Below are 13,284 nucleotides of genomic sequence, written 5' to 3' on the forward strand. Positions count from 1 at the left end.
AAAGTAAAGGTACACACACGCGCCGCCTTGCGGTGTTTGTCTCTTGAGTCATGGGCGCGGCGGGAGCCGCCGCGCCCATGACAAGGACAGCAGCGAAGCAATCTGTCCGATCGTCCTTTGCTCTTGGCTCTTGTGCTCTTGTGCTCTTGTGCTCTTGTGCTCTTGTGCTTATTAAGCCCTTGTCTTCTTCGAGTGGGGGAGGTCGAGCCGGCTGGAGCCGCGCAGACCTCCCCCACGTGGCGGCAGCGAAGCGATCCGCCCGCTCTTCCCTTCGGCCGCAGGCAGGCGCAGCAGCCGGAGCCGAAACCGCGTTCGAGCCCTGCGAGAACAAGCCGTATCTGCGCCAACGTCAAGCGTGTAAGCCGTGCAGTGCCTCCTTGCCCAAGCAATGGAGGTACTGCACGGCTTACGAACGCGATTCTTCCACATCACACGCAACTCACCTGCAGGCTGCCGCTTTATTCGGACAGCTTTCCGGGGTCCAGGGGGCCGGTGCCTCCTGGGGTCCCCCTTACTAAGGGGGATTTAGGGGGTTGTTCGCCAATTAGGAGGTATTCACAATGGATCTGCAGAAAAAGAAACTATTCAACGAAAACGGAGACCGTGATTGGGGCAAGCGCCGTATGATCGGCGGCAACACGACCAACCTCATCGAGCTCAATAACGTCAAGTACGACTGGGCCACGAAGATGTACCGCAACATGATGAACAACTTCTGGATTCCGGAAGAAATTCCGCTGGCTCAGGATGCGAAGGATTATAAGTTTCTGACACCAGAAGAACGCCAAAGCTATGATAAAATCATTTCGTTCCTGATCTTCCTTGACTCGCTCCAGACCGCGAACCTGCCGAACATCAACGAATACATCACGGCCTCCGAGGTGAACCTGTGCCTGACCGTGCAGACGTTTCAGGAAGCGGTGCACAGCCAGAGCTACTCTTATATCCTCGACAGCGTATGCTCCGCCGACGTCCGCGACGAGATCTACAACCAGTGGCGCGAAGACAAGCATCTCCTGAAGCGCAACCGGTTCATCACCGACTTGTACGAGCGGTTCATCGAATCGCCTACGACCGATAACCTGATGCGCACCATCATGGCGAACTACATCCTGGAAGGCATCTATTTCTACAGCGGCTTCTCCTTCTTCTATGCGCTCGGCCGCCAAGGCAAGATGCTCGGCACCGTATCCGAGATCAAATACATCCAGCGCGATGAACTTACGCACCTGGCGCTGTTCCAGAACATCTTCCGGGAGATTCGCAAGGAGAATCCTGAAGTATTCACGGACGAGCTTATCGAAGACCTGCGCGGCATGATGCGCACCGCCGTAGCGCATGAGATCGAGTGGGGCCAATATATCACGAACAACAAGATTCACGGCCTCAGCAACGAGATCATCGACCAATACATCAAGTATCTCTCCAACGAGCGGATGAAGAAGCTCGGCCTCGAAATCCTCTTCCCGGAGGTCGTGGAGCATCCGATGAAATGGGTGGAGAGCTTCAGCAACATGAATGCGATCAAAACCGACTTCTTCGAACAAAAAGTGACCAACTACAGCAAATCGTCCAACCTGAACTGGGACGACCTGTGATCAGTCTCAACGCAAAAAGACCGGCCGCGAAGCCGGTCTTTTTGCGTTGAGACAGGAAAGACAGATGATCCAATAGGAAGTATCCAGCCCTACCAGATCTCCAGCAGTTCCTTCACTTTCAGTTCCAGTTCCACCATGGAGAACGGCTTGTGCATATAGGCATGGGCGCCGAGCTGCAGAGCCCGCGTGATATCCTCCTCCCGGCTGCGGCCCGAGAGAATGAGCACCCGGGTGCCCCGCGGCCGTTCGCCGCGCTCCTGCAGGCGTTCCAGCACCCCGTAGCCGTCCAGACGCGGCATTACCCCGTCGAGGATGCAGAGATCCGGCGGGGAAGCCAGAATCGCCCTATACGCTTCTTCCCCATCGGTCGCCTCCTGGAAGTCTACCGGCAGATGCTTTAGCTTCGCCAGCAGGATCGAACGGAGGATTTTATCATCATCGGCTATGAGAACCCTCTTGCGTTCCGCTCCGCCCGAAGACAAGTCACCCGCTTCCTGCCGTGAGGGCCCCGATTGAAGCACGACCCGGTTGCGCCCGTCCTGCTTGGCTTCGTACATGGCTTCATCCGACCGGGCGATCCATTCCTCCACGGACAGGCCGGGCGTCCACTCCGCGATCCCCGCAGAGAAAGTAATATGATAGGCCTGTCCCTCATTCTGCGTGACCGGTCCTTCCCTGGCCAGCTCCAGGATATGTTCGATGGCCCGCTTGGCATCTTCGCCCGTGGATCCCGGCATGACGATGACGAATTCTTCGCCGCCGAACCGGGCAAGCAGATCCGTGGAGCGCAGATGGTTCTGCAGCAGATAAGCGAGCCCTTGAAGCACCAGATCCCCGATATGATGTCCGTTCAGATCATTGACTGACTTGAAGCGGTCGATATCGATGAACGCCATCGAGATCGGTGACGGGTAGCGTGCGATCCGCTGCAGCTCCACCCCGATCTGATGATCGAAAAAGCGCCGGTTATACACGCCCGTGAGCGGGTCGCGGAACGCCATCTGCTCGAAGGTGCGGGTTCGTTTGAGCAGGCTGTAGATCCGGGCATGGAGCTCTTCATATTGGAACGGCTTCGTTACGTAATCGTCGGCTCCGAGATAGAAGCACCTGACCTTATCGTGCACATCATTGCGCCCTGAGAGGACGATCAGAGGGACATACTTCAAGGTCGGATCGTTCTTGAGCAGCTCGAACAATTCATATCCGCTCTCCGGGTGCATCATCAGGTCCAGGGTAATGAGCTGGTAGGCATGTTCGCGGAGGAGGCGGCGGGCTGTAATCACATCGGGTGCTTCGTCCACTTCATAGCCATCCAAGCGCAGGCGGCGCACGAGGTACGAGCGGAGCACTTCGTCATCGTCAATCACGAGCAGCCGCTCGCCCATCGGGAGCCCGATCTTGCGCTGCAGCTGCTCCTGGTTCTCATCCAGCTCGAATTCCTGCGTGTAGATCTCGAGCTCCAGTCCGAGCTCCACAAGACGGGGTGCCGCGGCCGCGGCCGATTCGCGGAACCGCCGGGACACTTCCCCCGGGTCGGCCAAGAGAGTCTCCTGCTGCGTCCATTCCCATTGTTCGACCAGCTTCTCGGCCACGGTACCTACCCGGACGAATCCGAACATGGGGGCGCTGCCTTTGAGCGTATGTACGGTCCGGTAGAACCGCTTGGCCTGTTCTGCCAAGTTGTTAGGCTCCCCGGCAGTCACGACTGCTTTCAGTTCACGAAGCTGCTTGTGCAGCTCGTCGATATATCTTCTTCTTCCTTCCTTCATCAGCCGAAGCTCCCGGCTTGCCCGGTCTTCGGCAGGTTTCTCGTTCATGGGATTATAGCCACATCCGTTCCTGTCTACAATTATGAGTCACTTCTCCGAGTCTCCGATGAGATCTCCTACCGTATCCAAAAGCTGCAGCGGACTGAACGGTTTGACGATATATTGAGTAACACCTGCAGCCTTGGCGCGTTCGCGGTCCTTCTCCAGCGCTTTGGCCGTAAGAAGAATAACCGGCGTTTTCCGGTTCGGGTTCTCGTGGCTCCGCAGCCACTCGCAGACCTCGACGCCGGTGCGCTCGGGCATCATATAATCCAGAATAATCAGATCGAACCGTTTCGCCTGCAGGTGATCCAACGCACCCTGTCCATCCTCTGCTTCCGTAATGTCGTATCCTTCGTCCGCCAGCGTTTCCGTAAGCAGGAATCGCAGTGCGGCTTCATCATCTGCAAGAAGAATATGGTAGTTCGCCATGGGACACGCTCCTTTGCCGCAACATTTTTTATTATGAGCATTATACCATGGTCGGGGGAAGCGATGCGCCCGGCGGTTACTCAAAAAGCATAAATTGGCGTCCCTCTCGCCGCCTTTGACGGTAGCCTCACTCTGTCAATTATGCTATGATGTTCGTGATTCCACAAAACTTTATAATAACTTTATAAAAAATAAGTATTTAGTACCTGGAAAGGAATGATAATTTGTGAATAGTATAGAAAATTTGATCAAAAAGGCTTCCAAGTATGTTACCTTCGGGCAGCCGGTTTCTTCGGGATCCGTCATCAGCCAGCGTTTGTCCGACCCCCGTATTCCCATTGTGGCTTACTATCTTATGAACCAACTGCAGAACCCGGAAGAGCAGCACTATTATGAACTCTGGCTCAAAAAAGACGGGAATTTCGCGGTCACCGAGTCCTGGTACCGGGAGAGCAATGTCACCCGACAGCTCCTGAGAGAAACGCTAAGTTTCGAACAACTGCGGGCCATGATCAGCGAAGAAGAGGCGGAGAGCATTATCATCCGGCTGACCGAAATCGTCAAAAAATCCGAGAAGGACGATTGGAAGCCCCTCGCCCGCCGTTAATCTTTCTTTTTCAGCGTTATTCCTCGTTATCCAGCGCCGCTATGTCCTGGGCTGCTCCCACCCGCTTCTCTCTCGCGGAGGTACTTTCTCCAAGAGCCCGAAGGCAAGGGCGGACAGCCGCGTGGATGGCGCCATACATAGACCCACCCTTCCCGCTCTTCCTTGATGGCATCGCGGATCCATACCCGTTCGTAATCGTTATCCTCCCCCGGTCCATGATAATCTTCAAGCTCATCCATTCTTAGAAGCCCTTCCTCCGAAACGACAATCCACTCCCCTTCGATCAACGGATCGGCAGAGACATCCCCCGACAGCACCAAAGCGGGATAACAGCCCGCATCATATAAGCGCCCCCTGACCGCACCGGGACGAACCGATAGAAGATGAGGTGCGACAACCTCATGGTTGGCTTCGCCCTCCAGCAGCGTACCGTACACGAATACACGGATCATGCGGCCCCTCCTTAGCTCCATATCTTTACCCTAACCCTTGATTATCATATCATACCGCCCATGCTGCGCGGGAGACTTGCCACCCCAGATATTGCCATGACGGTGACACTCCGCTCTCGCCATGCATACATTGAAAGAACAGCAGCCGCAGCCTGTTTTAGAATGCCAAGCGACAGCAAGAAGGAGGGTTCTGCATGCTCACTCCCGAAGATGCGGAGAAGATCATCCGTTTTTTGTCCGCCGCTTATTATTGCACGGAGTCGGAGGAGGCCCGCAGGGAATTCAAACGGCTCGCCAATGCACTGCGCAAAGCTTCCGGGCAGCCGGAACAGTAATGGGGAATCCCGTCACCGCTTCCGCCGGAAGCGGTGTTTTTTGCTATGGAAATCCGGCCGGCCGAATCCAAAAAAGAAGGAGAGACCGTTTAAATAGTTATTGCATATGTGATTAGTAGGAATTATACTGAAATAACATAATCATATCGGATTTATGAGAAAAGCTTATATTGAGGTGACCATTCGAATGGAACTGAGCATTGTATTGATGGGGGCCCTGGTCGGCCTGCTCGTTGGATTGACCGGTGTCGGCGGGGCCGCACTGCTGACCCCGCTGCTCATGCTGATCGGCATTCAGCCTACCGTAGCCGTTGCAACGGACTTATTCTACAACTCCATCACCAAATTGTTCGGAAGTATTCAGCATTTCCGTCAAGGGACCCTGCAGAAAAAGCTCGTGCTTTACTTGGCTATGGGCAGTATTCCCGGGGCCGTCACAGCCGTACTGCTCATCCGCTTCTTTCCTCCGCTGCATATCCTTCAAGACGCCATTATCAAGCATGCACTCGGGATTGTGCTGATTATCGTCGCTGTACTGAGCATCGCGAAGCTCTGGATCTTGAAGGAGCAAGACAATTCGATCCAAAAAAAGCCCCTCGAAGAAAAAAAGGGGCTGACGATCCTCATCGGCGTGCTGCTAGGTTTCGTCGTCGGACTGACTTCCGTTGGATCCGGCTCGCTGTTCGCCTTGGCTATGATGTTCTTCTACCGCCTGAAAGCCGCTGAGCTGGTCGGAACCGATATCGTGCATGCCTTCCTGCTCGTCAGCGCCGCCAGCCTGGTACACGCGGGTCTCGGGAATGTGGATTACCTGCTGGCCCTGAATCTTCTGCTCGGATCGGTTCCCGGCGTCCTGCTCGGCAGCAGCCTCTCGGCGAAGCTGCCGGCGAAGCCGCTGCGCACCTTTATGGCGAGCATCATCCTCATCAGCGGCATTAACTTGATCTAAGGCTGCCCCCCGGGGGCAGCACCTCGATCCCTTCTTCCTCCAGACGCCGCCGGAGGCGCGCGGCCATCTCCAGCGCCTCGGGGCCGTCCCCGTGAATACACACGGTGTCGGCCTCCAGCCGGATCATCTCCCCCTTCCGGCTTCGTACGATTCCGTCCTTCACCATGCCGATCACATTCGCTTCCGCTTCCGCCGCATCATGAACGACCGCTCCCGGCTCGCTGCGCGGCGTAAGTGTGCCATCCGCTTCATATGTACGGTCCGCGAACGCTTCCCGGGCCGCCCGCAGACCGATCCGCCGGGCCGCTGCAACCAGCTCGCTCCCGGCAAGACCGTAGAGTATCAGCTCCGGATCCAGCCGATACACGGCTTCGGCCACCGCTTCGGCCAGGCCCGGCTGCACAGCCGCCATGTTGTACAGCGCCCCGTGCGGTTTGACATGCGTCATACGCACCCCTTCCGCGTGAGCGAATCCCTGCAGGGCTCCCGCTTGGTAGAGCACCAGCGCATACACTTCTTCCGGCGTCACCGCTAGATGCCTGCGCCCGAATCCGGCAAGATCCGGCAGCCCGGGATGGGCGCCGACCGCCGTCCCGTGCTCCGCACATAAGCGTACGGTAGCTCTCATCGTCTGGGGGTCGCCCGCATGGTAGCCGCAAGCAATATTCGCCGACGTCACCAGCCGCACGAGCTGCTCATCCGCTCCGATCCGGTACACCCCGAAGCTCTCCCCCATGTCGCCGTTCAGGTCGATACGCTTCACCTTCGCCATCCCTGCACCTCATACTCTCTGATGATGATGTACGTACATAAGAAAAAAAGCCAAAAGCGTCCACTTCTGGCTCCTTCCCGTACATGCTATGGTAAACCGGATCCACCGCAGCGGATCCCGTCAATTAGTGCCTTGTGGACGCCGCTTCCTGCTGCCTTGCGGTCAAGCCGCGGGTCTTCACGATAATTTTGCGGATGCTGTCTTCGGACAAATGGAATTGTCCGATAAGTTCGCTCACCGAAAGACCGTTCTCATACAACCGGAAGATCTCGTGGTTCCGCCGCTGAATCGACTGGCGGGTGCCGTTGTTCTCGCCCCAGCCTGCCCGGGTTTGCTCTTTTTTGGGAACATAAATGATCTCGCCTTGGATGTAATCCTGCAGCTGTTTGAGCAAACTAGCCGGAAGAATATCCTTCCCGTTCTTGTACCCCACTGATGAATGCCTCCTTTCGTGCCGTTATAGCTTTAGCTCCGAAAGTAATAAGCATTTTCATCTTCACACCTCCTTAGTTTTGCACCTGCAAAACCTGTTCGTCGTCGTGAGCTGGTGGGGGCATGGTTTTATCGGAGCCGGCGACCGCAAGCGGCCAAACGCGCACCCTCCAATAAAACAAAAAAACACGATCTGCCGTATCGTGCCCGAATGCCTCTAGTATGTGGAGGCCTCTGTCCTTGACGGTTTCAGGTGACGGTGATGGAGAAAATGCTTATTCAATTGGGAGCAGTTCCTTTTCCATTCATCATGATCGTGACAATTGTTACCAACATTGTACGACACTCCTTTCACCTGATTAGGTCATAGTATGGTCTTGCGGCCTTACGGTTACGAAACTTGCCTGCTTGGAATTCCTTGCTTCATTGTTGAATGTTCTGTGACATTCTATGCTCTTGCACGCTCCCATTATAACCCAGCCTCCACTTGCTGTCTACCGGGAAGAGAGCGGAATTTCGCGAGGGGACGTTGCCTGCTCGCCGGATTGGCTTGCCACCCGGCCCTAGGCCGTTCGTGCGCCAAGAGTGCTGCTACCGTGCCGCAATCCAACACGCCGCAAAGATAAGGGGCCCGGAGGCCCCTCCTTACATGATGGAGCCTTCGCTTACGCGAAGACCACCTCAGCAGTTGTAATCATGTTCACGATCACTCCTTTCGCCCCGAGTGTCAGCCGGCCGGCTACCCTCTTATTAACTCATATCGGGCCGGTAGCGGCAAGGTGAAGAATACTTATAACGATTCTATCCTAGCCCGTACCGCGGCCTCGAGCCTGCGGAAGGCAAGCTCCTGCAGCAGGTACAGCGCCTGTGCCTCCGCCAGAGAGATCGCTTCGAACCGCAGGAGCGTCCCCGCCCTGGCCTGCGCGAGCAGCGGCACGTCCACCGCCGCGAGCTGGGCGATGCGGGGGTAGCCGCCGGTCGTCTGCGCGTCGGCGAGCAGCGCGATCGGCTGGCCGCCGGCCGGCACCTGCACGGTGCCCGGCACAACGGCCTCCGAGAGCATCTCGCCGCTCTCTCGCAGCGTAAGCGCCGGGCCCTCCAGGCGGCAGCCCATGCGGTCCGCCTGCGCGCTGACGCGGTAGGGCGAGGCGAAGAACGCTTCGAGGCTCCCGGCCTCGAAGCGTTTCGCCTCCGGCCCGGGCACCGCGCGCAGCCGCAGCTCGCCGCCGGGGCCGCTGCGCGGCACGGCGCCGGGCGCCTGCCGCAGCGAGAGCGCCCAAGGCGCCGGCGTCAGCGCCGCCCCGGGCGCTGCTGCTGCCGCGAGGCGCTCCGCGAGCGCGCGGCCCGCGGCCGTCGGCGGCCCTGCGGGCAGGCGGTCGCCGGCCTGCAGGGCCCGGCCGGCGACGCCGCCGAGCCGGGCGCGCACATGCGTGCTGCGGCTGCCGAGCACCGCCGGCACGGCGAGGCCGCCCGCGACGGCGAGGTACGCGCGCACGCCGCGGACCGCAGCGCCGAAGCGCAGCGCCGTGCCGGCGCGCACGAGCACGGGCCGCCCTGCCGGCAGCGGCGGCCCGCCTTCGGCGCGCCCGTCCATCGCTGCGCCGCACAGCGCGACGACGGTGTCCTGCTCGAAGCGCAGGACACCGCCGGTCAGCGTCAGCTCGAGCGCGGCCGCTCCGGGCTCGTTGCCTACCAGCGCGTTGGCTGTGCGCAGCGCCGATCGATCCGCTGCGCCGCTGGTCACGACACCCGACGCCCGGCTGCCGAACCGCCCCAGATCCTGCACCGTCGTCAGCAGGCCCGCTTCCACCACCACCAAGCTCATCGCCGTCTCTCCTCTCCTTCACATGGCCCCGCAGACGCAGCACGCTCCGTCGCAGACGAAGGCCCCTCCGCTCTTATTACAGGACCATCTTCACTCCCTGGGCGCTGCATCTCTTCCTATGGCTTATCCTCTTAACCGAGACGCTGCCTTCCCGATAGAATCACCGCTCCGGATACCCGCAGAGGTTCCATTTCCAGCCGCGATTCTCTCTGCCAACCGGGCTTATCCTCTTCCCTTACTGCTCCCGTTCCAGCTCGGCGCAAGTCTCGGCAGACACCGCTTCGAAGCGGACGCGGTCCCCGGGCTGCAGCAGCGCAGGCGGTGTATGCTCCGCATCGAAGAGACGCAGCGGCGTACGGCCGATTAGCTGCCAGCCGCCCGGACTGTCCACCGGATAAACCCCCGTCTGCCTGCCGGCAATTCCAATGGAACCCGCAGGCACAACCGTCCGGGGCTGTGCCAGCCGCGGGGACTCCAGCCGCGGAGGCAGGCCGCCTAAGTAGGGGAATCCCGGCAGGAAGCCGATGAGATGAACCGTGTAGACCGCCGAGCAGTACAGCGTCACGGCTTCTTCCGGCGAGAGGCCTGCACGCGCCGCCACCCCACTTAGATCCGGTCCCGCCGGGCCGCCGAAGCAGGCGGGAATGACCAGCAGCCGGCCAACCTCTGCGCCTGCTTCTCCCTCCTGATCCAGCTCCTGCAGCATCTGTCGCATCCACCCGCATACCCGCTCGAATGGAGAGCCGTCAGTCTCCCGGACCGCTCCACTCCCGTTATATTCAGCTTCCTCAGCCGGTCTCCCTGCCGCTTTCAGTGACGCACCCTCAGACCATGCTTTGGCCTCCGGAAGTCTAGGCCGCCCGAGCCCCTCCTTGGGGGGAGATACGCCGGTAGAGCCCGAAGCCCCCTCATGATAGACCAGCCATGGATCGTAGAAGACTGTCAGCGAAGTATAAGCCCGGACCCACTCAGTTACCCAGGGCGGAGCAGCTGCTTCCAGGAGCCTCACGGCCCGGTCCAACCGCTGCAGGATTGACTCTCCGGCCTCTCCAGGCCAGCGGATGACTACGGCACTTTCCCCCAGCGGGTACAGTTCGTAGGGGAGCCTATCCCCCGCTTCTGCGCCCATGGCGTCAGAATCCCCGCTTCTTTAGCCACGTGCCGCACAACGAAGTCCAGGTATGCGCCTCCGGATGTTCTTCCGCCAGCCCCAGGCCGTGGCGCCCGCTCTCGTATACGTGAAGCTCGAATGGAACCCCATGACGGCTCAGCGCCGAAGCGAACAGCAGCGCATTCTCGACCGGTACGGCACCGTCATCGGCGGTATGCCAGAGGAACGTCGGCGGGGTCTCCGCGTTCACTTGGCGTTCCGACGACATGAGATCCGCGAGTGCTTCCGGTGCGTCCTCTCCCAGCAGATTCAGCTTGGAGCCTTCGTGGGTATGAGGGCCGAACGTAATGACCGGGTAGCAGAGCACGAGCAGGTCCGGACGGCAGCTTTGCCGCTCCACCGCATCGGGGGACTCTGCATTCCCTGCATCGTAGTGCGTTCCGGCGGAGGAGGCCAGATGCCCGCCCGCGGAGAAGCCGAGGATTCCGACCCGGGACGGATCCACGTTCCATTGCGCGGCGCGGTGCCGCACGATCCGGATGGCACGCTGCGCATCCGACAAGGGATGCGGATGCTTGTACGGCGCGACCCGGTAGTGCACGACGAAGGCCGAGATGCCGAGCCCGTTCAGCCAGCGGGCCACCGGTTCCCCTTCATGTTCCGCCCTGCGGCCATACCCTCCGCCGGGACATACAATCACCGCCGCCTTCGGCTCGGATCCTTCCGCCAGGTAAGGGACCAGCACCGGCCGATCCTCCGCTTCTTCTCCCAGAGCCCCCGGGGTGCCTTCGGGCCATAACGCTATACTCATCTTTTCAGCCTCCTGTTCACGTTTGCATATATCTATAACCCTATCATACTACAGAACCTCTTCCCCATAAACGGCAAGTTTCCCATCGCGCCGCCATAAGTTTCTATCCCAGGCTCTCGCGTCCATCCCCAGCTTTCATCCAAACTTTCATCTAAGCTTCCATCCAAACTTTCATTCCATGCTTCCACTCAACTTTCTAGAGCATCCCTATTCCGTTTGGGCCGTCCCTCACGCCCTGTATCCGTAACTCCAAAAAAAGACGGAAGGACTCCGGCACTGCGTACGCGGCCTAAGGCCCCAACGATCCGCATGCTTACTGTCCTTCCGCCTTCCTAACCTCTCTGCCCCAGGGCACCGCCTTACCGGCTACTCCGTCTGCTCCGTGCCATGTGCATCCCATACCACTTCCCAGTTCCGGTTCAAGGACTCCTGAATCGTGCCGCGCTCCATGATGTAGCCCGCCAGGAGTTCCGCCATATCCGTCGGAATGTCCTTCACGACCGGCTTGCCCTGGAACATCAGGTAATTTCCGCCGCCGGCGGCCCGGTAGTTGTTCATGACGACTTCGTACTCCCCGTTCGGATCCAGCGGCTGCCCTTGACGCGTGAGGCGGACGATGCGCTCCCCGACCGGGCGGGAGATGTTGATCGTATACTCGATGCCTTCCCACATATCGTAATTATAGTGCTGCGGCTTCGGGTCGCTGAATGCAGGGCTGACCTGAATCGGCCCTTCCCCATGATAGGTGGCGAAGTAGCCGGCTGACTGCTCCAGCGCCTCCCGGATGTCGCTGCCCGTCACCCGAATCACCTGCAGCGTATTCGGGTAAATATAGTTCGATACGATATCCCGCATCGTAATATGCTCCGGGAACCCCGGCGAGATGTTGTCGAAAAGGGCGGTGTTCGAAATCTCCGCACCCGAGAGTTCCATCTGCACCCGGTTAATGAATTCGATGAGCGGATGCTCCTTGAGGCGCACGCCCATCGGATCAAGCACGCGCATATCGCCGAGGAGCCGGCCGATCGGCTGGTCCAGCCACTGCTGCGTCAGTTCTTCATGTGGGCGGGCCTGCTCCAGCACCGCCGCATCCGGCTCCACCCCTTCGGGGGAGAGGAGATCCGTCTGCGCCTGCTCCACGCGCCAGCGGCCTCCGTCTTCCCGCACGAGCGTAAGCTTTACCCGGCCGAGCCGCGCACCGCCGCTGCCCGGCTGCACGACGGGCACCCCTGCGACCTCTACGCCGGAGATCAGCCGGTGCTGGTGGCCGGTCAGCAGCACATCGATGCCTTCGACCTCCCGGCAGATGGCGTAGCCCTGATTCTCGCCGGTCTGCGGTTCGGTCGGCTCGCCGCTGGCGAGATCCCGCTCGAAGCCTCCGTGATAGGCGACGATGACGATATCGGCCCCCTCGTTGTCACGAAGATGACGGACCCAGCGGCGGGCGGAATCGACGGCATCCTCGAACCGGAGGCCCCGGATGTGCTCCGCCTTCTCCCAGTTCGGGATATACTGCGTCGTGAGTCCCAGTACCGCCGCCTTCACGCCGCCTTCAAGCGTGCGGATCACATAAGGCTGGCCGAAGTATGGCTCCCCCGTGGCCGCATCGACGGTGTTGGCGCTGAGCCAAGGGAACGAAGATTCCCGGATCGCCTTGCGGAGGTGGTCGAGCCCGTAATTGAACTCATGGTTGCCGATGACGGCGGCGTCGTAGCCGAGCTCGTTCAAGATCCCGATCATCGGGTTCTCCTGGGATCCGTTCAGCTTCGCATGATGGTAGGCGAGCGGCGTCCCCTGGATGAGGTCTCCGTTGTCGATGAGCAGCAGCGCTTCGGCTGCTTCCCGCTCCCTGCGGATCAGGGTCGCGATCTTGGCGAGTCCGGTTTCCGTGGGGTTATGATTTGCATATTGAATGGGCAAGATATGCCCATGAATGTCACTGGTTTCCAGAATGGTGATTGTCATTTTTGGGTCCATGGAATGTCAACTCCGCCTCTATTGTCATTGATTACACTATACCAAATTCCGCCCGTGCAACCAATTCCGACAAGAGTCCCTTTATACCGACAAGGATCGCTAGCTTCACAAAAGATTTACTCCAGGTCCTATCCAGTTTGTGGTATAGTAGTCATTGTTGATTGCACGAAGCCCA

13 protein-coding genes are annotated in these 13,284 nt (G+C 59.3%); 4 read left to right on the forward strand and 9 right to left on the reverse strand.

The window, feature by feature from the left end:
• Positions 1 to 560 precede the first annotated feature (560 nt).
• A complete protein-coding gene (locus O9H32_RS29865; RefSeq protein ID WP_269869763.1) occupies positions 561 to 1,598 on the forward strand; it encodes a ribonucleotide-diphosphate reductase subunit beta in 1,038 nt (345 codons plus the stop codon).
• An 89-nt stretch (positions 1,599 to 1,687) separates the two neighbouring features.
• On the opposite strand, the gene O9H32_RS29870 is transcribed toward O9H32_RS29865, so the two are convergent.
• Both O9H32_RS29870 and O9H32_RS29875 read right to left on the reverse strand, forming a co-directional pair.
• On the reverse strand, positions 1,688 to 3,415 hold the full coding sequence (locus O9H32_RS29870; protein WP_269869764.1) for a diguanylate cyclase: 1,728 nt from the start codon (positions 3,413 to 3,415) through the stop codon (positions 1,688 to 1,690).
• A 39-nt stretch (positions 3,416 to 3,454) separates the two neighbouring features.
• Entirely contained in the window at positions 3,455 to 3,838 is a 384-nt protein-coding gene (locus O9H32_RS29875; protein ID WP_269869765.1) for a response regulator, read from the reverse strand.
• 244 nt (positions 3,839 to 4,082) lie between these two features.
• Here O9H32_RS29875 and O9H32_RS29880 point away from each other — a divergent pair, with 244 nt between their 5' ends.
• Entirely contained in the window at positions 4,083 to 4,445 is a 363-nt protein-coding gene (locus O9H32_RS29880) for a hypothetical protein (protein ID WP_269869766.1), read from the forward strand.
• Between the two features lie 26 nt (positions 4,446 to 4,471).
• Here the strand turns inward: O9H32_RS29880 and O9H32_RS29885 are convergent, their stop codons facing one another.
• Entirely contained in the window at positions 4,472 to 4,897 is a 426-nt protein-coding gene (locus O9H32_RS29885; RefSeq protein ID WP_269869767.1) for a gamma-glutamylcyclotransferase family protein, read from the reverse strand.
• A 194-nt stretch (positions 4,898 to 5,091) separates the two neighbouring features.
• Here O9H32_RS29885 and O9H32_RS29890 point away from each other — a divergent pair, with 194 nt between their 5' ends.
• Together O9H32_RS29890 and O9H32_RS29895 are read left to right on the forward strand one after the other, a co-directional pair.
• The gene (locus O9H32_RS29890) at positions 5,092 to 5,232 is read left to right on the forward strand and encodes an N-acetylmuramoyl-L-alanine amidase (protein ID WP_269869768.1); all 141 of its coding nucleotides are present in this window, start codon (positions 5,092 to 5,094) and stop codon (positions 5,230 to 5,232) included.
• Positions 5,233 to 5,419: 187 nt separating this feature from the next.
• Positions 5,420 to 6,181, forward strand: coding sequence for a sulfite exporter TauE/SafE family protein (locus tag O9H32_RS29895; RefSeq protein ID WP_269869769.1), 762 nt, complete (start codon positions 5,420 to 5,422; stop codon positions 6,179 to 6,181).
• Here O9H32_RS29895 and O9H32_RS29900 read toward each other — a convergent pair.
• The 6 genes from O9H32_RS29900 to O9H32_RS29925 form a co-directional block, all read right to left on the reverse strand.
• Positions 6,168 to 6,944: a LamB/YcsF family protein gene (locus O9H32_RS29900; protein ID WP_269869789.1), complete on the reverse strand. Its 777-nt coding sequence runs from the start codon at positions 6,942 to 6,944 to the stop codon at positions 6,168 to 6,170. The genes O9H32_RS29895 and O9H32_RS29900 overlap by 14 nt on opposite strands.
• A 133-nt stretch (positions 6,945 to 7,077) precedes the next feature.
• Positions 7,078 to 7,386 (reverse strand): CD3324 family protein, encoded by a 309-nt coding sequence (locus O9H32_RS29905; RefSeq protein WP_269869770.1) that lies wholly within the window; start codon positions 7,384 to 7,386, stop codon positions 7,078 to 7,080.
• Positions 7,387 to 8,175: 789 nt separating this feature from the next.
• Positions 8,176 to 9,210: a 5-oxoprolinase subunit C family protein gene (locus tag O9H32_RS29910; protein WP_269869771.1), complete on the reverse strand. Its 1,035-nt coding sequence runs from the start codon at positions 9,208 to 9,210 to the stop codon at positions 8,176 to 8,178.
• Positions 9,211 to 9,445: 235 nt separating this feature from the next.
• Positions 9,446 to 10,339, reverse strand: coding sequence for a 5-oxoprolinase subunit PxpB (gene pxpB, locus O9H32_RS29915; protein ID WP_269869772.1), 894 nt, complete (start codon positions 10,337 to 10,339; stop codon positions 9,446 to 9,448).
• A gap of 4 nt (positions 10,340 to 10,343) precedes the next feature.
• The gene (locus O9H32_RS29920) at positions 10,344 to 11,132 is read right to left on the reverse strand and encodes an alpha/beta hydrolase (RefSeq protein ID WP_269869773.1); all 789 of its coding nucleotides are present in this window, start codon (positions 11,130 to 11,132) and stop codon (positions 10,344 to 10,346) included.
• A gap of 366 nt (positions 11,133 to 11,498) precedes the next feature.
• Entirely contained in the window at positions 11,499 to 13,109 is a 1,611-nt protein-coding gene (locus tag O9H32_RS29925) for a bifunctional metallophosphatase/5'-nucleotidase (RefSeq protein WP_269869774.1), read from the reverse strand.
• Positions 13,110 to 13,284: the final 175 nt, after the last annotated feature.

Origin of the sequence: Paenibacillus caseinilyticus, assembly GCF_027533645.1 — a bacterium.
GTDB classification, from domain to species: Bacteria; Bacillota; Bacilli; order Paenibacillales; family NBRC-103111; genus Paenibacillus_G; species Paenibacillus_G caseinilyticus.